The organism is Kitasatospora sp. NPDC127035, assembly GCF_042726075.1.
GTDB lineage: Bacteria > Actinomycetota > Actinomycetes > Streptomycetales > Streptomycetaceae > Kitasatospora.
In genome coordinates, this window is record NZ_JBHXDN010000013.1 from 73,904 (window position 1) to 92,522 (window position 18,619).

The 18,619-nt window shown below is 73.0% G+C and carries 19 protein-coding genes; 8 read left to right on the forward strand and 11 right to left on the reverse strand.

Features of this window, described 5'->3' with window-relative positions; translation table 11 throughout:
* The first annotated feature begins 695 nt into the window (after positions 1–695).
* The 3 genes from ACFWIC_RS11560 (at position 696) to ACFWIC_RS11570 (ending at position 4,792) form a co-directional block, all read left to right on the forward strand.
* Positions 696–1,973 carry a PTS transporter subunit EIIC gene (locus ACFWIC_RS11560; protein WP_329883631.1) on the forward strand — a complete coding sequence of 426 codons (1,278 nt, stop codon included), beginning with the start codon at positions 696–698 and terminating at the stop codon, positions 1,971–1,973.
* Positions 1,974–2,435: 462 nt separating this feature from the next.
* Entirely contained in the window at positions 2,436–3,506 is a 1,071-nt protein-coding gene (locus tag ACFWIC_RS11565) for an LLM class flavin-dependent oxidoreductase (RefSeq protein ID WP_380517940.1), read from the forward strand.
* Positions 3,503–4,792, forward strand: coding sequence for an LLM class flavin-dependent oxidoreductase (locus ACFWIC_RS11570; RefSeq protein WP_329952481.1), 1,290 nt, complete (start codon positions 3,503–3,505; stop codon positions 4,790–4,792). Before ACFWIC_RS11565 ends, ACFWIC_RS11570 begins: the two co-directional genes overlap by 4 nt.
* 85 nt (positions 4,793–4,877) lie before the next feature.
* On the opposite strand, the gene ACFWIC_RS11575 is transcribed toward ACFWIC_RS11570, so the two are convergent.
* Entirely contained in the window at positions 4,878–5,870 is a 993-nt protein-coding gene (locus ACFWIC_RS11575; protein ID WP_329952482.1) for a helix-turn-helix transcriptional regulator, read from the reverse strand.
* Between the two features lie 142 nt (positions 5,871–6,012).
* Between ACFWIC_RS11575 and ACFWIC_RS11580 the strand changes: the two genes are divergently transcribed.
* Positions 6,013–6,933 (forward strand): branched-chain amino acid transaminase, encoded by a 921-nt coding sequence (locus ACFWIC_RS11580; RefSeq protein WP_380517943.1) that lies wholly within the window; start codon positions 6,013–6,015, stop codon positions 6,931–6,933.
* A gap of 93 nt (positions 6,934–7,026) precedes the next feature.
* On the opposite strand, the gene ACFWIC_RS11585 is transcribed toward ACFWIC_RS11580, so the two are convergent.
* From ACFWIC_RS11585 to clpS, 9 genes are all read right to left on the reverse strand, one after another.
* Positions 7,027–7,773, reverse strand: coding sequence for an MBL fold metallo-hydrolase (locus ACFWIC_RS11585; RefSeq protein WP_329883626.1), 747 nt, complete (start codon positions 7,771–7,773; stop codon positions 7,027–7,029).
* A gap of 233 nt (positions 7,774–8,006) precedes the next feature.
* Complete coding sequence (locus tag ACFWIC_RS11590) at positions 8,007–8,198, reverse strand: MerR family transcriptional regulator (RefSeq protein ID WP_329883625.1); 192 nt, start codon at positions 8,196–8,198, stop codon at positions 8,007–8,009.
* A gap of 232 nt (positions 8,199–8,430) precedes the next feature.
* The gene (locus ACFWIC_RS11595; protein ID WP_380517947.1) at positions 8,431–9,399 is read right to left on the reverse strand and encodes a PLP-dependent cysteine synthase family protein; all 969 of its coding nucleotides are present in this window, start codon (positions 9,397–9,399) and stop codon (positions 8,431–8,433) included.
* Positions 9,400–9,494: 95 nt separating this feature from the next.
* The gene (locus tag ACFWIC_RS11600) at positions 9,495–9,773 is read right to left on the reverse strand and encodes a MoaD/ThiS family protein (protein ID WP_329883622.1); all 279 of its coding nucleotides are present in this window, start codon (positions 9,771–9,773) and stop codon (positions 9,495–9,497) included.
* 106 nt (positions 9,774–9,879) lie between these two features.
* Complete coding sequence (locus tag ACFWIC_RS11605; protein ID WP_327677307.1) at positions 9,880–9,999, reverse strand: putative leader peptide; 120 nt, start codon at positions 9,997–9,999, stop codon at positions 9,880–9,882.
* A gap of 150 nt (positions 10,000–10,149) precedes the next feature.
* Complete coding sequence (locus ACFWIC_RS11610; protein ID WP_329952484.1) at positions 10,150–10,581, reverse strand: M67 family metallopeptidase; 432 nt, start codon at positions 10,579–10,581, stop codon at positions 10,150–10,152.
* A 77-nt stretch (positions 10,582–10,658) separates the two neighbouring features.
* Positions 10,659–12,125, reverse strand: coding sequence for an amino acid permease (locus ACFWIC_RS11615; RefSeq protein WP_380517950.1), 1,467 nt, complete (start codon positions 12,123–12,125; stop codon positions 10,659–10,661).
* Between the two features lie 260 nt (positions 12,126–12,385).
* Positions 12,386–12,961: a DUF2017 domain-containing protein gene (locus tag ACFWIC_RS11620; RefSeq protein WP_380517953.1), complete on the reverse strand. Its 576-nt coding sequence runs from the start codon at positions 12,959–12,961 to the stop codon at positions 12,386–12,388.
* Positions 12,962–13,017: 56 nt separating this feature from the next.
* Positions 13,018–13,311 (reverse strand): ATP-dependent Clp protease adapter ClpS, encoded by a 294-nt coding sequence (gene clpS, locus ACFWIC_RS11625; protein ID WP_063351371.1) that lies wholly within the window; start codon positions 13,309–13,311, stop codon positions 13,018–13,020.
* A gap of 176 nt (positions 13,312–13,487) precedes the next feature.
* Here clpS and ACFWIC_RS11630 point away from each other — a divergent pair, with 176 nt between their 5' ends.
* Both ACFWIC_RS11630 and ACFWIC_RS11635 read left to right on the forward strand, forming a co-directional pair.
* Positions 13,488–14,804, forward strand: a complete 1,317-nt coding sequence (locus tag ACFWIC_RS11630) for a nicotinate phosphoribosyltransferase (protein ID WP_329952485.1) — start codon at positions 13,488–13,490, stop codon at positions 14,802–14,804.
* 257 nt (positions 14,805–15,061) lie between these two features.
* Entirely contained in the window at positions 15,062–15,652 is a 591-nt protein-coding gene (locus ACFWIC_RS11635) for a nicotinamidase (RefSeq protein WP_329952486.1), read from the forward strand.
* A gap of 18 nt (positions 15,653–15,670) precedes the next feature.
* Here ACFWIC_RS11635 and ACFWIC_RS11640 read toward each other — a convergent pair whose 3' ends face one another.
* On the reverse strand, positions 15,671–16,687 hold the full coding sequence (locus tag ACFWIC_RS11640; RefSeq protein WP_380517957.1) for a hypothetical protein: 1,017 nt from the start codon (positions 16,685–16,687) through the stop codon (positions 15,671–15,673).
* 256 nt (positions 16,688–16,943) lie between these two features.
* On the opposite strand from ACFWIC_RS11640, the gene ACFWIC_RS11645 reads away from it, so the two are divergent.
* Both ACFWIC_RS11645 and ACFWIC_RS11650 read left to right on the forward strand, forming a co-directional pair.
* Complete coding sequence (locus ACFWIC_RS11645) at positions 16,944–17,600, forward strand: hypothetical protein (RefSeq protein WP_329952487.1); 657 nt, start codon at positions 16,944–16,946, stop codon at positions 17,598–17,600.
* 530 nt (positions 17,601–18,130) lie between these two features.
* Positions 18,131–18,577, forward strand: a complete 447-nt coding sequence (locus ACFWIC_RS11650) for a hypothetical protein (RefSeq protein WP_329952488.1) — start codon at positions 18,131–18,133, stop codon at positions 18,575–18,577.
* Positions 18,578–18,619 lie beyond the last annotated feature (42 nt).

An 18,619-nucleotide genomic window follows, 5' to 3' on the forward strand; every position in this document is an offset into this window, starting at 1 on the left:
ACGGGGCCCGCACAGGAGGGCAACGGGTGGGCCGCAGGGGGACACCCGGCGGGCACGGCGCCCGCGGACCGCGGCCGGGGGGTCCGGGTGGGGGGAAGATCACAACCCGCCGAGAACCACCGCCGGGCAATCCGCCACCACCGCCGCCCTGCCGTTTCGCCTCCGGTTTCCCGCGCGAAGAGATCGCGGCGGCGGACCGGGGAGCAATCCCGACGACGATTACCGGGTGCCCGGCGAGGGGGGTACATGACACCGGCGCCCCGCAGGGCCGCGACCGTCCGGGGCGGGCCGGCTCGGGCCCGGCTCCCCCGGCCGCCGCGACCTCGGCCACATCCCCCGCCGTCCTCCGGCGGACCCTCGCCCGCCCTTCCCCCGCGTCCGGGGCCGTCCGGGGCTCCCGGGGGGCCTCCCGTCCGGCCTCCGACGGCCCTGCGGGCCGGGCCTGCCGGGGGTCCCGGCTTTTTGTTGCGCAAATAGCCAAAATCCCAATCACCGCGGGTAATCATGATCGTCGATCCGCAAGTAGGTTTCGATTTCATAGCGCTTCCCATCAGCAGCGCTTTCGGGGGTTCCCCCCCTTCTCCACCCGTGCTACAAAACTGGTCTACACCACGTGTGGTGTAGACCAGTTCGCGGTTCGGCCCCCTGTGCCTGTCCCCCGACCGACCCGCCCTTGCCGTTAGGAACCCACCCCCATGAGTCAGTCTGCGCAGGCACCGGCGCCCGCCGCGGCTCCGGCCACGCCAAGCCCCACCAAGAAGTTCGGCCAGAACCTGATCCAGGGTCTGCAGAAGATCGGCCGCAGCCTGCAGCTGCCCATCGCCGTGCTCCCGGCCGCCGGTCTGCTCCTGCGCCTCGGCCAGGACGACGTCTTCGGCAAGGACGGCCTCGGCTGGGACAAGGTCGCCGCGGTGTTCGCCACCGCCGGCAACGGTGTCTTCGACAACCTGCCGCTGCTCTTCGCGGTGGGCATCGCCATCGGCTTCGCCAAGAAGGCCGACGGCTCGACCGCCCTCGCCGCCCTGGTCGGCTTCCTGGTCTACAAGAACGTGCTCACCGCGTTCCCGATCACCGAGGGCCACGTCACGGACGGCAAGTGGGTCGCCCCGACCTACCAGAACCCGGGTGTGCTCGGCGGTATCGTGATCGGTCTGCTCAGCGCCGTGCTGTGGCAGAAGTACCACCGCACCAAGCTGGTCGACTGGCTCGGCTTCTTCAACGGCCGCCGTCTCGTCCCGATCATCATGGCCTTCGTCGGCACCGCCGTCGGTGTCCTCTTCGCCCTGACCTGGGGCCCGATCGGCGACGCCATCAAGAGCCTGAACGACACCCTGATCGGGGCCGGCGCGCTCGGCGCAGGCGCCTTCGGCCTGGTCAACCGTGGTCTGCTGCCGGTCGGCATGCACCAGTTCGTGAACTCCTTCGCCTGGTTCCAGACCGGTGACTTCACCAAGCCCGACGGCACCGTCGTGCACGGCGACCTGACCCGCTTCTTCGCCGGCGACCCCACCGCCGGACAGTTCATGTCGGGCTTCTACCCGATCATGATGTTCGCGCTGCCCGCCGCCGCCTTCGCCATCGCCCACACCGCCAAGCCGCACCGCCGCAAGGCCGTCACCGGCATGATGCTGTCCCTGGCGCTGACCTCCTTCGTCACCGGTGTCACCGAGCCGATCGAGTTCTCCTTCGTCTTCATCGCCCCGCTGCTGTACGTCATCCACGCGCTCCTCACCGCCGTCTCGATGGCCCTCACCTGGGCGCTCGGGGTGCACGACGGCTTCACCTTCTCCGGCGGTCTGATCGACTACCTGCTCGCCTGGAACAAGGCCACCGACCCGTGGATGATCATCCCGCTCGGCCTGGCGTTCGCCGCCCTGTACTACTTCCTCTTCCGCTTCGCGATCGTCAAGTTCGACCTCAAGACCCCCGGTCGCGAGGACGACGACGAGATCGAGGACGTCACCAAGGCCTGACGCCGGGAACCACCTGACGCCGCTCACGGCCCCGCCCGGGTCCCGTCCGTGTCTCGTACCGGAGACCGCCCGTGTCTCGTACCGGAGGCCGCCCGGTGAGACGGTGGTTGACGAACCGGGAAGATCGCTGGTCAACTGAAGCGGTGAACGCCCCTCGCATGCTGGTCACCCGCAGCCACATCGACTTCGGTCGCGTGTGGTCCGCGGCGTGTTGCGCCTGACCCGAGCGTTCCCCCCGCCGCCGCGCCGCTGACGTCCCCGCCGCGCCCCGGCCGCACCCCCTCCCGTACCGCCCGTGACCCGGGGCTGCCGCCGTCCGCCCGGCCGCACCGCGCGCGAACCCGCGCGCGGCGGGCCCGCACGGCACACCACGCGTCCGTACGCACCGCGTCCGCGCACCTCGCGGCCCGGCGCACCGCCTCCGCACGCACCGCTTCCGTACGAGGAAAGTCAAGGCCACACATGCCCCGCCAGCTGCATCTTTCCGCCGCCCTCGACAGTCCGGGCCACGTCGACGCCGGTCACTTCACGGCCCTCGCCCACCTCGCCGAACGGGCCACCCTCGACTTCGTCACCCTCGACGACTCCTACACCCCCGAGCCGCGCCGGCTCGACGCGCTCGCCACCTTCGCCAGGCTCGCCCCGGTCACCGGCGGCCTCGGCCTGGTGCCGACCGTCACCACCACCCACACCGAGCCGTTCCACACCTCGATATCCGTCAACACCCTGGACTGGGTGAGCGAGGGCCGCGCCGGCTGGCTGGTCGGCGTCTCCGACACCGAGGCCGAGGCGAAGGCCTTCGGCCGCAAGGGCACCGCGCCGGCCGACGAGCTCTGGGCCGAGGCGGCCGACGCCGCCGAGGTCGCCTCCCGGCTCTGGGACAGCTGGGAGGACGACGCGGAGATCCGCGACACCGCCACCGGCCGGTTCATCGACCGCGAAAAGCTGCACTACATCGACTTCGAGGGGCCGCACTTCTCGGTCCGCGGACCCTCGATCACCCCGCGTCCGCCGCAGGGCCGGCCGGTCGTCGCCGTCACGGTCTCCGCCTCCGACCTCGCCCCGGACGCCACCGCCGGGGGCCGCGCCCGGGTCGACACGGCCGTCCGGTACGCCGACGTCGTCCTCCTGGACGCCCCCGACCGGGCCGCCCGGCTGACCGCCGCCACCGAACTTCGGCTGCGCGGCGGCGAGTCCCTGCGGATCCTGGCCAGGATCCCGGCCGTGCTCACCGACGACGCCGCCGCATCCGCGCTGGTCACCGAGGTGACCGAGGGCGGCGGCGGAGTGGACGGCTTCCACCTGGTGCCCGCCGACCCGGCCCGTGACCTCGCCGCCGTCGCCGACCGCGTCGTCCCGGCGCTGCGCGAGCGCGGCCTGTTCCGCACCGCGTACAGCGGCCGCACCCTGCGCGACCACCTCGGCCTGGCCCGCCCGGCCGGCCGCTACGCCGTCGCCGCCACCATCACCCACACCCCCGCCGCCGGCAACGACGCCGCCGCCCCCGCCGCTCCCGCCGAGGTGACCCGATGACGGACCGCCCGCTCAAGCAGATCCACCTCGCCGCGCACTTCCCCGGCGTCAACAACACCACCGTCTGGACCGACCCCGCGTCCGCCAGCCAGATCGACTTCAGCTCCTTCCGCCGGCTCGCGGAGACCGCCGAGCGCGGGCGGTTCGACTTCTTCTTCCTCGCCGAGGGCCTGCGGCTGCGCGAGGTCAAGGGCCGCATCCACGACCTGGACGTGGTCGGCCGCCCCGAGTCGATCACCGTGCTGGGCGCGCTCGCCGCCGTCACCACCCACCTCGGGCTGGCCGCCACCGTCAACGCCACCTTCAACGAGCCCTACGAACTGGCCCGCCGGTTCGCCTCGCTGGACCACCTGTCCGGCGGCCGGGCCGCCTGGAACGTGGTGACCTCCTCGGACGCCTTCACCGGCGAGAACTTCCGCCGCGGCGGCTACCTCGACCGCGCCGACCGGTACACCCGGGCCGCCGAGTTCGTCCAGCTGGCCCGGGAGTTCTGGGACGCGACGGACGGCGGCACCGTCCGCCACCAGGGCCCGCAGTTCGACGTCGAGGGGACCCTCTCGGTGCCCCGCCCGCCGCAGGGGCACCCGGTCGTCATCCAGGCCGGCGACTCCGACGAGGGCCGCGAGTTCGCCGCCGCCACGGCCGACGTCATCTTCAGCCGGCACCACACCCTCACCGCCGGCCAGGCGTTCCACGCCGACGTCAAGCGCCGGCTGGCCGCGTACGGGCGCAAGCCGGACGAGCTCAAGATCATGCCCGGGGTCACCTACGTCCTGGGCGACACCCAGGCGGACGCCGTCGAGCGGGCCGCCGAGATCCGGCGCGCCCAGGTCAGCCCGGCGACCACGATCGGCTACCTGGAGCAGGTCTGGGGCATCGACCTCTCCGACCACGACCCGGACGGCCCGCTGCCCACCGTCGACCCGCTCCCGGACTCCGGCATCGTCAAGGGCCGGACCACGCTCGGCGATCCGCTGGAGATCGCCGCCAAGTGGCGCGCGGTGGCCGCCGAGAAGAAGCTCACCAGCCGCGAGCTGGTGATCGAGGTGACCGGCCGGCAGTCCTTCATCGGCACCCCGGAGGCGATCGCCGAGCAGGTCAACACCTACGTGCAGAGCGACGCGGCGGACGGCTTCATCCTCGTCCCGCACCTCACCCCGGGCGGGCTCGACGGGTTCGTCGACCGGGTGGTGCCGCTGCTCCAGGAACGCGGGGTGTTCCGCACCGAGTACTCCGGGACGACGCTGCGCGACCACCTCGGCCTGCCGGTCCCCAACCGGCGCTGACCCGGCCCGCGTCCGACCGCCCGGCCGCACCGCCCCCGCCCGCCCCGGCCGTCTCGGGCCGTATCTCCGGCCGGGGCCGGGGCGGTCAGACGCGGCCGAGACGGGCCGCGTACACGCCGGCCTGGAAGCGGCTCTCCGCACCCAGGCCGGCGGTCAGTTCGGCGACCAGCCGGCGCACCGTCCGCTCGGACACCTCCAGCTTCCGGGCGATCGCCACGTCGGTCAGCCCGGCCGCCAGCAGCCGCAGCACCGCGCCGTGCCGATCCGTCATCTCCTCCGCACCGGGTACGAGTTCGACCGGCGTGCAGGCCGCCGACCAGAAGTACTCGAACAGTTCGGCCACCAGCGCGACCAGCGCCGGCTCGCGCACCACCACCGCCGCCTCGGCGGCGGGGGCGTCCCCGCCCGGCCCGGCGCCCGGGGCGGGCAGGATCGCCAGCCGGGCGTCGACCACGATCAGCCAGAGCGGCAGCGAGTGGGCCGTCCTGATCCGCGCCCCGGCCGCGGTCAGCTCCCGGACGTGCGCGAGCACGGCCGGCCGGCGCAGCGCCGCGGCCGGGTAGATGGTGCGCAGCGCGGCCCCGTGGGCGAGGGCGAGCCGCTCGCGGGCGAGCTTGCCGGCGAGGGCGGCCCCGGAGAGGTCCTGGCCGGGGCGGAGCGAGAGCGCCTCGGTGCGGGCGCCGCGGGCGGCGTCCTCCAGCAGGGCGGCGATCCGTTCGGCGCCGCTGACCAGTTCGAGGGCGCTGCCGGTCCGGTGCCGGTGCTGGACGGGGAGGTAGCGGGTGTGCAGGCGGTCGACCGAGTCGCGGGCCCGGTGGAGCGCGCCGACCAGGGCGGTGACCTGTTCGTCGGCGTCGATCAGCAGTTGGCGGACGGCGGTGTCGACGGAGACGGCGGCGTGGCCGGGGGGATCCCCGGCGGCGGTGGGCTGGAGCAGGCCGAGGGCCAGCAGTTCGGCGGTGGCGGCGGCGAGTCGCGGTTCGTCCCAGTCGGGGCCGGTGGCGGCGGGCGGGCGGCCGGGTTCGGCGAGCAGGCGGGCGTAGAGCTGGGTGGCGTCGCCGCCGGTGGGGCTCTCCATCGGCGCAGCCTAGTGAAGGGGGTGCGGGTCGGGCGGGGGGTTTCCGAGGGGCGAGACGGCTCGCTTCCGCTCCCGGTCATGGCCGGTTCCGGCAGTGCCGGAGCGGCTGACCTGCGGCGGGCGGGTGGTCAGGATGGGCGGCATGGCAGCTCTTCCCGAAGCTTCGACGATCTGGTTGGACGGCGCGCTGGTGCCCTGGCAGCAGGCGCGGACGCACGTCCTGACGCACGGCCTGCACTACGGCACGGGGGTGTTGGAGGGCACCCGGGCGTTCGCCACGGCGGACGGTCCGGCGGTCTTCCGGCTGTCCGAGCACCTGCACCGGCTGGACCGCAGTGCGCGCATGCTGCGGATGGAACTACCGTTCAGCGTGGACGACTTGGCCGTGGCGACGGTGGACCTGGTGCGGGCCAACGGTCATCGCTCCTGCTACCTGCGGCACTTCGCCTTCCTGGGGTACGGCGCGATGGGTCTGGACATGCGGTTCTCGCCGACCACGACGGCGATCGCGAGCTGGGAGTGGCACGGGCAGCTCCCGGACGCCGCTGCGGGGATCAGGCTGAAGACGAGCAGTTGGCGGCGGACCGATCCGAACTCGGTGCCGCCGGCCGCGAAGGCGACGGGCCCGTACCTGAACGCGGTGCTGGCGCGCCGGGAGGCGACCGACGCGGGGTACGACGAGGCGCTGCTGCTGGGGCCGGACGGCACGGTGAGCGAGTGCACCGGCGAGAACGTGTTCGCGGTGCGCGGCGGGGTGCTGCGCACGCCGCCGGCGAGCGCGGGCGCGCTGGAGGGGATCACCCAGGACACGGTGCTGACGCTGGCCCGGGACCTGGGGGTGGACGTGCGGGTGGAGGCGCTGCTGCGGTCGGACCTGTACGCGGCGGACGAGGTGTTCCTGTGCGGTACGGCGGCGGGGGTGGTGGCGGTGGGTTCGCTGGACGACCGCGCGTTGCCGTGTGCGCCGGGCCCGCTGACGGTGCGGTTGCGGGAGGCGTACGAGGCGGCGGTCTCGGGCGCGGATCCGCGGTACCGGCACTGGCTGACGCCGGTGGGCGCGTAGGCGCCTACGCGTCTGGGCGCGTGGGGCGTGCGGGGGTGTGGGGCGCGCGGGGGCGCGGGGGCGCGGGTCCGGCGTGGGGCGCGCGGGCCGGGGTCAGATCGGGTAGACCGCGCCGGCCCGGGCGATCTCGACGGGGCCGGCGAACGCGGCGGTGGCGTCCCGGAGGTTGTGCTCGGCGTCGGTCCACGGCGGGATGTGGGTGAGGACGAGCCGGCGGGCGCGGGCGGCGGTGGCGTGCTCGCCGGCCTCCCGGCCGTTGAGGTGGACGGCCCGGTAGGTGTCGCGGCCGTCGATGTAGGCGGCCTCGCAGAGGAAGAGGTCGGCGTCGCGGGCGAGTTCGACGAGTTCGGGGCTCTCGCCGGTGTCGCCGGAGTAGACGAGGCTGCGACCGTCGTGTTCCAGCCGGAAGGCGAAGGCGTCGACGGGGTGGTTGACCTGGGCGACCTCGACGCGGAACGGGCCGAGGTCGAAGCGTCCGGGGGTGAGGGTGCGGAACTCGAACACCTCCTTCATGCCCGGGTTCTCGGGCATGTCGTAGGCGCGGGCCATCCGTTCGGCGGTGCCGGCCGGGCCGTAGACGGGCATCGGGTCCGGACAGCCCTCGGCGCGGTAGTTGCGGGCGACCCAGTAGGCGCAGAGGTCGACGCAGTGGTCGGCGTGCAGGTGGCTGAGCAGGACGGCGTCGACCTCGTAGATCGACACGTACTTCTGCAGGGCGCCGAGTGCGCCGTTGCCGAGGTCGAGCACGACGCGGTAGCCGTCGGCCTCCACGAGGTAGCTGGAGCACGGCGAGTCGGCGGACGGGAAGCTCCCCGAGCACCCCACCACGGTCAGTTTCATCCGAGCCCCTCCGCCCCGACACGTCCTGGCAGCCGCTGGTCATGACAGAGCGGGCCGGGTCGACCGGCCGGTAGCGCTGCCCTTCGCGTGTGTCGAGGGTAAGGGCGGAGGGGCACTTTGCCCCCGTCTCCGTGCCGTGCTGTGGCTGGAATCACCAGAACGCCGGGGAGCCGGGGGCGTGCCTCGGTCGGCGGGCGGTCGGACGGTCGTTCAGCGGTGGTTCGGCGGTGGGTTCAGCGGTGGCCGGGACGCCTGCGGGCCCAGGCGCGGATGGTCTCGGGGTACCAGCGGGGGTGGCCGCTGCCGTCGGTCACGTCCGGTTCGGGGATCAGGCCGTGCCGTCGGTAGTTGCGGACGGTCTCGGGCTGGACGTTGATGTGGCGGGCGATCTCGGCGTACGACCACAGGTCGGTGCTGCGGCTCACGGGTCACCTCCGGCTGTGCGTGGGGGGACGTGCGTGATCAGCTTTTCCGGGCCCGGCGGCACCTTTAGCGCAGAACGGACACCGTGGTCGTACCGTGACAGACCGGGAGCACGGTACGGACAAATCCCCGATCGTCACGGGGACGAACGGTCGTCCGTCCGGCGAACGGCCGCGCGGACGGGCGCCGCGCGGACGCGCGCCACGGCCGGCCGGCCGCCCGGGCCGGGCGGCCTCAGGCCCAGAGCTGACCCTGCAGCGCCTCGACGGCCGCCTCGGTGGACTCGGCGGTGTAGATGCCGGTGGAGAGGTACTTCCAGCCGCCGTCGGCGACCACGAAGACGATGTCGGCGCGCTCGCCGGCCTTGGCGGCCTTGCGGCCGACGCCGATCGCCGCGTGCAGGATCGCACCGGTGGAGACGCCCGCGAAGATGCCCTCCCGCTGGAGGAGTTCGCGGGTGCGCTGCACGGCGTCGGCGGAGCCGACCGAGAAGCGGGTGGTGAGCACCTCGGCGTCGTACAGCTCGGGGACGAAGCCCTCGTCGAGGTTGCGCAGGCCGTAGACCAGGTCGTCGTAGCGCGGTTCGGCCGCGACGATCCGCACGCCGGGGACCTTCTCGCGCAGGAACCGGCCGACGCCCATCAGGGTGCCGGTGGTGCCGAGGCCGGCCACGAAGTGGGTGACGGCGGGCAGGTCGGCGAGGATCTCGGGCCCGGTGGTGGCGTAGTGGGCGCCGGCGTTGTCGGGGTTTCCGTACTGGTAGAGCATGACCCAGTCGGGGTGCTCGGCGGCGATCTCCTTGGCGATGCGCACCGCGGTGTTGGAGCCGCCGGCGGCCGGCGAGGGGATGATCTCGGCGCCCCACATGCGGAGCAGTTCGCGCCGTTCCTCGCTGGTGTTCTCGGGCATCACGCAGACCATCCGGTAGCCCTTGAGCTTGGCGGCCATGGCGAGCGCGATGCCGGTGTTGCCGCTGGTGGGCTCCAGGACGGTGCAGCCCGGGGTGAGCCGGCCGTCGGCCTCGGCGCGCTCGATCATGTGCAGCGCCGGGCGGTCCTTGATGGAGCCGGTGGGGTTGCGGTCCTCCAGCTTGGCCCAGAGGGTGACCAGGCCCTCGGTGTTGCCGGGGATCTCGGCGGAGAACCGGGGCAGGCGGACCAGCGGGGTGTTGCCGACGGCTTCGAGCGGGCTGTCGTAACGCAAGGGGTGCCTCCGGCAACGGCGGTGAGGGTCGGGTCGGGCGGCTCGCCCCGCTCCGGCCGACCGCGGTGGCGGGGCGGAGCGGGGCGAGCGGGAGGTCAGCGGGCGCCGCCGGCCACGGCGGGCAGGATGGTGACGCTGTCACCGTCGGCGACGTTGGTGGAGATGCCCTCCAGGAAGCGGACGTCCTCGTCGTTCAGGTAGACGTTGACGAAGCGGCGCAGTTCGCCGCCGTCCAGCAGGCGGGCGGCGATGCCCGGGTGACGGGCGTCGAGGTCGTTGAAGAGCTCCGCGAGGTTGCTGCCGGTGCCCTCGACGGCCTTGGCGCCGTCGGTGTAGGTGCGGAGGATGGTCGGGATGCGGACCTCGATGGCCATGGGTGCGCTCCTGTGCGAGTCGTGAGGTGGGGTGGACGCCGCAGCGGGCGCGGCAGGGCATGGTGGGCCCGGAGCGTGGAACCTGCGGCGGGCCTGGGCGGGCGGCTCAGCGCGAGCGCGCCGGCGTGCCGGGACAGATCGCACTGGCGAGCCGGCACAGGTCGACGTGCAGGCGCGCCACGAGGCGGGTGCCCGGGGCCTGGGTGCTCACATCGACGGAACGCATGGGCTCATCGTATAGATTCCCGGGCCCGCTCATCCATGCCCGTCTCGGGATCCGGATGCTTCCGTTTCCCATGCTGAGACTACCGGGGAACGGCAAAGGCCCGCCGACGACGCACGGGCAGTCGGCGGGCCTCGCCCAGGTGGGTGCGGGTCAGGGCTGGTGGGCCTCGACGACCTGGACGTCTTCCTCTGTGATCTCACCGTCCACGATGCGGAACGAGCGGAACTGGTAAGGGTCCTCCGGGCCGTTGCCGTCGGCGGTGGAGACGAGGACGTAGTGGGCGTTCGGCTCGGAGGCGTAGGTCACGTCGGTGCGCGACGGGTAGGCCTCGGTGGCGGTGTGCGAGTGGTAGACGATCACGGGTACCTCGTCCCGGTCGTCCATCTCGCGGTAGAGCTTCAGCAGGTCACCCGAGTCGAACTCGTAGAAGGTCGGCGAGCGGGCCGCGTTGAGCATCGGGACGAACCGCTCGGGGCGGTCGCTGCCCTCCGGGCCGGCGACGACGCCGCAGGCCTCGTCCGGGTGGTCGGCGCGGGCGTGGGCGAGGATCGCGTCGCGCAGTTCTCGGGTGATGGTCAACATGCGGCCAGGATAGCCACGCCCCGGCGGCCGTCGGCCGTGGTGTCCACGGCCTGGGCCGCCGGGGTCTCGCGGGCCGGTCAGTGCGGGCCGCCGGCCCCGCCCCCGGAGCCGTTGCGGGCGTGCAGGTGGTCGTGCGCGACGGCGTGGACGGCCTCCGGGCGGCGGCGCTTGAGCACCTGGTAGCCGATCACCAGGAGCACGGCCCAGCCCGGGAAGACGTACAGCGAGATCCGGTTGCTCTCGTCCAGGGCGATCAGCACGACCACGAGGACGAGGAAGGCGAGCGCGGCCCAGCTGGTCCAGGTGCCGCCGGGGGCCTTGAAGCTCGGCGGCGGCAGGTGGCCGCCCCTCCAGGCCTTCCGGTAGCGGATCTGGCAGATCAGGATCATCGCCCAGGTCCAGAGGCCGCAGACGGTGGCGACCGAGGTGATGTACTCGAACGCCTTGGCCGGGACGAGGTAGTTGAGCACCACGCCGGCGCCCATCAGCAGGCAGGAGAGGGTGATCGCGGCGGCCGGGGTGCGGCTGGAGTTGAGCTTGGTGAGCCGGCCGGGGGCCTGGCCGCGCAGGGCGAGGTCGCGGAGCATCCGGCCCGTGGAGTACATGCCGGAGTTGCAGGAGGAGAGCGCTGCGGTGAGCACCACGAAGTTGATGATGCCGGCGGCGGCGGGGATGCCGATCTTGCCGAAGGCGGCGACGAACGGGCTGACGCCGGGCTGGAACTCGGTCCACGGGACCAGCGAGAGGATGACCACCAGGGCGCCGATGTAGAAGAGCGCGATACGCCACGGCAGGGTGTTGATGGCGCGCGGCAGGGTCTTCTTCGGGTTCTCGCTCTCGCCGGCGGTGACGCCGACGAGTTCGACGCCGAGGTAGGCGAACATGACGATCTGCAGGGTCATCACGGTGGCGCCGATGCCCTTGGGGAAGAAGCCGCCGTTCTCCCAGAGGTGGGTGATCGACGCGGTGTCACCGGCGTCGCTGAAGCCGAGGGTGAGCACCCCGATGCCGATCAGGATCATGCCGATGATGGCGGTCACCTTGATCATGGAGAACCAGAACTCGATCTCGCCGAAGAGCTTCACCGAGATCAGGTTGGCCCCGTAGAGGATGACCAGGAACGTGAGCGCGCTGAGCCACTGCGGGATGCCGGGCGCCCAGAACTTCACGTAGACGGCGGCGGCGGTGGTTTCCGCCATGCCCGTGACAACCCAGAAGAGCCAGTACGTCCAGCCGGTCACGTAACCCGCGAACGGGCCGAGGAACTCCCGCGCGTACTCGGCGAAACTCCCGGACACCGGGCGGTAGGTGAGCAGTTCGCCGAGTGCCCGCATGATCGCGAAGATCACCACGCCGGCGACGGCGTAGGACAGGATCAGGCTGGGGCCGGACTTGGAGATCGCGGTGCCGGCGCCGAGGAAGAGGCCGGTGCCGATCGCGCCGCCGATCGCGATCATCTGGATCTGGCGGCTGCCGAGCCCCCGCTGATAGCCCTCCTCGTCCGGTTTGGCGTCGACGACTTCGTCGTAAACCTGCTCGGCCATGCTGGCACCGTCCTGGATGGGTGGTCTCGTGGGGTGGGGAGAAGTCGTACCACGCGGGATCCGGACAGCGGTGTCCATCTGAGCGATATTTGAGCATGTCCCGATAGGGTTTCGCCCGTTTTAACCGGAAAGGCCCCGACCGGTCGTCCGCATGCTGGACGGGTGGTCGGGGCCTTTCGGATGGGCGCGCGGGCAGCCCGGAGGCCGGTCCGGAGCACCCGGCCGGCGTACACGACCGGAGCGCCCGGCCGTCGCGCGGATCAGTCGGAGATCGACTCCAGCAACGACTCCTGGAGGGCGCCGAGCCAGAGGTAGGCCATCACCAGCGGCTTGCGCTCGTCGCTGTCCGGCAGGTCGTAGAGTCCCTGCTCGTCCTCGTCGGTGATCTCCAGCCGCACCCCCAGGGTGAGCCGCAGGTCGTTGAGCGCGCCCAGCCAGCGCAGGCACTCGGCGGCGGCCAGCTTCAGCACCCCGCCCTCGCCGTCGAGCCCGTCCAGAGCCCGGACGACGTGCAGCGCGTCCTCGCGCTTGCGGGCCCGCAGGTCCAGCTCGGTGTAGCGGCGGAACTCGGCGGCGGCCTCCCGGGACTCGTCGTCCGCGGGCTTCGCCGGATCGCCGTAGGCGTCCGGGAAGAGCCGGGCCAGCGCCGGGTCGTCGGGCGCCTCGCTCGGCCCCTCGGCGAACAGGGCGGCCAGCGGGTCGTCGCTCTCCCCGCCCGGGCCGGGGCCGATCAGCTCCAGCATCTGCACTTCCAGCGAGCGCAGGATGGAGGCCTCCAGCTCGTCCAGCGCGATCGCCGCGCTCCCGCCGCCGGCACTCTCGAACAACCCAGCCATCGGTATCGGTCAGCCCGTCTTCGTCGTCTCTGGTGGTGTACTGCGGTCGGGCGGTGTCAGTCGTGCTGCAGCGTGGCCCACAGGCCGTAGCCGTGCATCGCCTGCACGTCGCGTTCCATCTCCTCGCGGGATCCACTGGAGACCACCGTCCGGCCCTTGGTGTGCACCTCCATCATCAGCTTCCGGGCCTTGTCCTTCGGGTAGCCGAAGTAGGCCTGGAAGACGTACTGGACGTAGCTCATCAGGTTGACCGGGTCGTTGTGGACGATGGTGACCCAGGGGGTGTCGGGTTCCACCACCGGCAGGCCTTCGACCTCCGGGCGCTCGATCTCCACGGGCGCGACACTCACCGACGGGTCCCTCCTCACGACTCTGATCCCACAGGGCCGCCACGGGCCCCTTCAGCCCCCATGCTGCCATCCGGGGGACCGGCGGGCGATTCCGCCCCGGCGCCCGCAACGCGCCGGACGATCTCCCCCGACGAGAAATCGTCAATCTGACGCTAAGGGGTAGTAGCATCATCCTCATGGACGCCACTTCCGTGCCCGCGGCCGGCTCGACCGCGCTGCTCACCGACCGCTACGAGCTCACCATGCTGCAGGCCGCCCTGCGCAGCGGAGCCGCGCACCGCCGCTCCGTCTTCGAGGTGTTCACCCGCCGACTGCCCGGCGGCCGACGCTACGGCGTGGTGGCCGGCACCGGCCGGGTCCTGGACGCCGTCGAGAACTTCCGCTTCACCTCCGCCCAGCTCGACTGGCTGTCGGACCAGCACGTGGTCGACGAGGAGACCCTGCGCTTCCTCGCCGACTACCGGTTCACCGGGGACATCCACGGCTACCCCGAGGGCGAGGTCTACTTCCCCGGATCGCCGCTGCTCACCGTCGAGGGCAGCTTCGCCGAGGGGGTGATCCTGGAGACGGTGATCCTCTCGATCCTCAACCACGACTCGGCCATCGCGGCCGCGGCCTCCCGGATGGCCTCCGCCGCCGGCGGACGCCCGGTGATCGAGATGGGCGCCCGGCGCGCCCACGAGCAGGCCGCCGTCGCCGCCGCCCGCGCCGCGTACGTGGCCGGCTTCTCGGCCACCTCCGACCTGGAGGCCGGCTTCACCTACGGCATCCCGACCACCGGAACGGCCGCGCACGCCTTCACCCTCGTCCACGACAGCGAGCGGGACGCCTTCCGGGCCCAGATCGCCTCGATGGGCCGGGGCACCACCCTGCTGGTCGACACCTACGACCTGCGCGAGGCCGTCCGCACCGCCGTCGAGGTGGCCGGCCCCGAGCTGGGCGCGGTCCGGATCGACTCCGGCGACCTCACGCTGCTCGCCCACCGGGTCCGCCGCCAGCTCGACGAGCTCGGCGCCACCGAGACCCGGATCATCGTCACCTCCGACCTCGACGAGTACGCGATCGCCGCGCTGGCCGCCGCCCCGGTGGACGGCTACGGCGTCGGCACCAGCCTGGTCACCGGCAGCGGCCACCCGACCTGCGCGATGGTCTACAAGCTGGTCGCCCGGGCCACCGAACCGGACGGCCCCCTGCTCCCGGTCGCCAAGCGGGCGGCCGGCGGCAAGACCAGCACCGGCGGGCGCAAGTGGGCGGCCCGGCGGCCCGACGCGGACGGCGTCGCCGAGGCCGAGGTGGTCGGCACCGGGCGGATCCCGGCCGAACTGGAGCCGCACCTCGTCCAGGTGCCGCTGGTCAAGGGCGGCGAGGTGGTCGGCCGCGAGCCGCTCACCGCCGCGCGGGAACGGCACGTCCGGGCCCGGGCCGCGCTGCCGCTGTCGGCCACCCAGCTCTCCAAGGGCGACCCGGTGCTGGCGACCGAACTGCAGGTCTGACGACCGTTCGCACACGGGGCGGACGGTCGGGCCCGCACCGGGCCTTCCGCCCCCGGATGCCACTGCCTACAGTCGACCGTAGAGTTCCCCCCAAGTCCCCACCGCCGGGCCCGCACGGAGCCCCGCCCGGTCCCCGCCGACCACCGCCGAGTCCCCGCACCGGAGAAGCTCCACCGGCGCCCGGCCGAAGCCCACCGAACCTGTCGGACGCGCCCCGAACCGGCGCGCCGCCCCCACCAGACCGAGGAATGCGAGCCATGCACCGGGCACTGATCGTCGTCGACGTGCAGAACGACTTCTGCGAGGGCGGCAGTCTGGCCGTCACGGGCGGGGCCGAGGTGGCCGCCGCGATCACCGACCTCATCGCCGAGTCCGCCCCCGGCTACCGGCACATCCTCGCCACCCGCGACAACCACATCGACCCGGGTGACCACTTCTCCGACCGGCCCGACTACGTGCGCAGCTGGCCGGTGCACTGCGTGGCGGGCACGGAGGGGGTGGGCTTCCACCCCAACTTCGCCCCGTCCGTCACCTCCGGCGCGATCGAGGCGGTCTTCGACAAGGGCGCGTACGCGGCCGCGTACAGCGGTTTCGAGGGCGTGGACGAGAACAACCGCGGGCCGGCCGAGTGGCTGCGCGAACGGCAGGTCACCGAGGTGGACGTGGTCGGCCTCGCCACCGACCACTGCGTCAAGGCCACCGCCCTGGACGCGGTGCGGGCCGGGTTCACCACCAGGGTCCTGCTCGACCTGACGGCCGGGGTCTCCGAGCCGACCACCACCGCCGCGCTGGCGGAGCTGCGGGCGGCCGGGGTGGAGCTGATCGGAACGCCCGTGGTCGGGGGCTGAGCGTCCCGCCCTGCGGGTTCAGCGCTCGGTGATCAGCAGCTCCACCACGTCGGTGCCGCCCAGCCGGAACGCCTCGCGCAACTCGGCGCCGACGGCGTCCGCGTCGTCCGCCAGGCGCGTGCCGGAGACGTAGACCACCCGGACCCCGAGGTACTCCATCCGGTGCTGGCCGCCGCGCACCCAGGCCGCCTCCCCCTCGCTGACGCAGCGCAGTTCGGAGTCCACCTCCACGGCCACGCCCGCCGCGGGCCAGTACAGGTCGGGTACGGCGATGTAGGTGCCGCCGCGCATCCGCAGCTCCGGGCCGGTCAGCGGGGCAGGCAGCAGCCACTCGTCGACCAGTTCGCCGACCCGGCCCAGCACCGCGTCCCGTTCGGCGGCCAGCAAGCCGTCCAGCACCGCCCGCACCCGGGGGTCGTCGACCAGCCCGGACTCGACCAGCTCGGCGGTCAACTCCCGCACGGTGCAGCGGAGCTCGGGGCGGCCGACGGCCTCGCCCAGCACCTCCCGGACCGGCACCGGACCGGCCGGGCCCGCACCGGACGTCCACTCGCGCAGCGCGTCCGCGACCGCCCGGGCGACCGGCGCGCAGGCCAGGCCGTGCACCGAGCGGGCCACCAGCTCCCGTTCGGTGCGCCGGATCCGGACCTCGCCCGCGTCCTTCAGCCGGCGCTGGCGGGGCACCAGCACGTCCACACCGGTGACGGCGGGCAGTCGGGGCACCGCGGTGAAGCCGTACAGCGCCAGCGCGGCGGCGCCGGTGATCACCGCCCCCTCGCGGCGCCCCTCCTCGCGGCCGTTCTGCGCGGCGTAGAGCAGGGCCGCCCACATCCGCTGCTCCGGCGAGGGCTCGCCGGACTGCAGCAGGTAGACCCGGGGCAGCAGCCGCTGCCAGGAACCGCCGCGGCGGCAGTGTTCACTGACGACCCGGCTCGGCACGCCCCGGGCGCGCAGCTGGCCTGCGGTGACGACGTTCTGCTGACGGCGCGCCAGCTCCTCCAGGGAAGGCGGCGGCGTGGGAATCCGGTAGCTCATGCCGACACCATCCCCAACCGCCCGGAACGTCGACCGGCCGCCTGACGCACTGTTACCCAACCGTCGCGAAACCGGGACCAGCCCGCACTAAAGTCCTCATACCCTCACCCATTCGGAGGAATGGGTGATCATATGCTTGTCAGAACCGGTCCTCGTCGACGAGTCACCAGTATGTCTGACCGTGCGTGACCAAGCACATACGCCGAAGTCACCTCCGGGCGTCACTCCCGCCCTCCGCATTGCCTACCCTTAGTGCATGTCACGTGACGAGACCGCCGGCCTCCGCGCGGCCCAGCTCCGCCTCGGCCGCCTGCCCGGATACGTCCGCCGGCCAGACCCGGCCCGCCGCAGCGGTGAACAGGGCCATACCTACAAGAAGGGCTGGGAGGTCCGCTTCACCGCCCGCAGCGAGGCGGAGATAGCGGAGATCCGCGATCTGGTGGTCGCCGCCGGGTTCGCCCCCGCCAGACCCTTCTTCAAGGGCCACCAGCTGATCCAACCCGTCTACGGGATGGCCGCCGTCCAGGCCTACCTCGCCGCTAGACAGGCGGCCGAGGAACACGCCGCCCGCGCCGTCCACGGACGCGGCCGGCGCGGCACCGACGGGACGGACCACGAAGCCGTCCACGAACCCGGTGGAGCCGTCTGCGAGGCACCCGGACCCGCCCACGACGCCGCCGCCGGCGCCGTCGACGTCAGTGGCGGCCACGGCGGCCACGGCAACGCGATCGGCCGCGCCGACCGCGGCCGGCTGGAGGCCGCCGGCGCCGCTGCGGCCGCCGCCGAGGCCGCCGCGGCCTCCGCCGCCCGACTGGCCCGCCGACGGGTCGTCGAGACGTTCCCCGCCCAACTCGAACGGAGCACCGCGGCGGACGCCCGGGTCGCCGCCGCCGAGACCCGCCAACCTTACTGACGCTCAGTCAATTTCCTTCTGGTACGCGGCTACAGGCCGACAACGGGCCGGGCGCGCGGAACGCGCGCGACGGGGCCGGCCCACCGATCAACCCACCCGGGGAGCCACTGCCCCCGGCCCCGCACCCCAGTCCACCGGGCCCGCCGAGCGCATGAACGGTGGTGCGGACGGTGGTGCGGAATCAGCTTCGCGCCGCAGGCGTGGACGAGAGCCGCCGAACCGCTTACGGTGGCACATCACACCGTCCGCGACGGCGCGCCGACCGGCCCGCCGCCCCGGCCGCGCCACCCCGCTGACCGGCCACGACGCACCAGCAGCAACGCCTCTGACATCACTGCGCACCGCTCACCCCCCGCTCACCACCGCCGCGCCACCCGCCGGCCCCCACCCGGCCACCGCCGGAACCGGCCGCGCGTCGGCGCCTTCCGGGCATTCCATCCGATTGGTAACCCAGCGCACCGAGCGCCTACCGTAGAGTGAGCACAGATGATCGACCGTCAGATGCCCATCTCACTTGCCGAGAAGCCGAGATGACCAATCGTCAGGACAGCACCGCCGAGCCACCCCCGGGGCCCGGCGCACCTCCCGCCGTACCGCTGGAGTTCGCGGCGTTCTGCGAACTCCACCGACCGCGGTACCTCAGCTACGCCCACGTCTGGCTGCCCGACCACACCCAGGCGGTCGGCGCCGTCCAGCAGGCGTTCGCCGAAATCGCCGTCCACTGGCGCGAATTACTGGGAAGCTCCAACCCCACCGCGCGCGCCTGGCAGATCCTGCGCAACACCGTCGGCGAGCACACCCGGCAGAGCGGCCCGCCACCGGACCGCCCCGGCCACGCCGCCGATGACGACCTCGCCATCCTGCACTACGTCGTCGGACTCGCCGCACCCGAGATCGCCGACGTCATCGGCACCGACACCGCCAGCGTGGCCGGTCGACTGCGCCGCACCATGCTGCGCGAGGCCTCCGGCTGGTGACCCGGGGCGCGTCGCCCTGCCCGTCGCGCCCCCCGTCACCGC

Coding starts and splice junctions, on each gene's coding strand:
- ACFWIC_RS11560 (WP_329883631.1), top strand. CDS start 696: ATGAGTCAGTCTGCGCAGGCACCGGCGCCCGCCGCGGCTCCGGCCACG.
- ACFWIC_RS11565 (WP_380517940.1), top strand. CDS start 2,436: ATGCCCCGCCAGCTGCATCTTTCCGCCGCCCTCGACAGTCCGGGCCAC.
- ACFWIC_RS11570 (WP_329952481.1), top strand. CDS start 3,503: ATGACGGACCGCCCGCTCAAGCAGATCCACCTCGCCGCGCACTTCCCC.
- ACFWIC_RS11575 (WP_329952482.1), bottom strand. CDS start 5,870: ATGGAGAGCCCCACCGGCGGCGACGCCACCCAGCTCTACGCCCGCCTG.
- ACFWIC_RS11580 (WP_380517943.1), top strand. CDS start 6,013: ATGGCAGCTCTTCCCGAAGCTTCGACGATCTGGTTGGACGGCGCGCTG.
- ACFWIC_RS11585 (WP_329883626.1), bottom strand. CDS start 7,773: ATGAAACTGACCGTGGTGGGGTGCTCGGGGAGCTTCCCGTCCGCCGAC.
- ACFWIC_RS11600 (WP_329883622.1), bottom strand. CDS start 9,773: ATGGCCATCGAGGTCCGCATCCCGACCATCCTCCGCACCTACACCGAC.
- ACFWIC_RS11605 (WP_327677307.1), bottom strand. CDS start 9,999: ATGCGTTCCGTCGATGTGAGCACCCAGGCCCCGGGCACCCGCCTCGTG.
- ACFWIC_RS11610 (WP_329952484.1), bottom strand. CDS start 10,581: ATGTTGACCATCACCCGAGAACTGCGCGACGCGATCCTCGCCCACGCC.
- ACFWIC_RS11615 (WP_380517950.1), bottom strand. CDS start 12,125: ATGGCCGAGCAGGTTTACGACGAAGTCGTCGACGCCAAACCGGACGAG.
- ACFWIC_RS11620 (WP_380517953.1), bottom strand. CDS start 12,961: ATGGCTGGGTTGTTCGAGAGTGCCGGCGGCGGGAGCGCGGCGATCGCG.
- ACFWIC_RS11630 (WP_329952485.1), top strand. CDS start 13,488: ATGGACGCCACTTCCGTGCCCGCGGCCGGCTCGACCGCGCTGCTCACC.
- ACFWIC_RS11635 (WP_329952486.1), top strand. CDS start 15,062: ATGCACCGGGCACTGATCGTCGTCGACGTGCAGAACGACTTCTGCGAG.
- ACFWIC_RS11640 (WP_380517957.1), bottom strand. CDS start 16,687: ATGAGCTACCGGATTCCCACGCCGCCGCCTTCCCTGGAGGAGCTGGCG.
- ACFWIC_RS11645 (WP_329952487.1), top strand. CDS start 16,944: ATGTCACGTGACGAGACCGCCGGCCTCCGCGCGGCCCAGCTCCGCCTC.
- ACFWIC_RS11650 (WP_329952488.1), top strand. CDS start 18,131: ATGACCAATCGTCAGGACAGCACCGCCGAGCCACCCCCGGGGCCCGGC.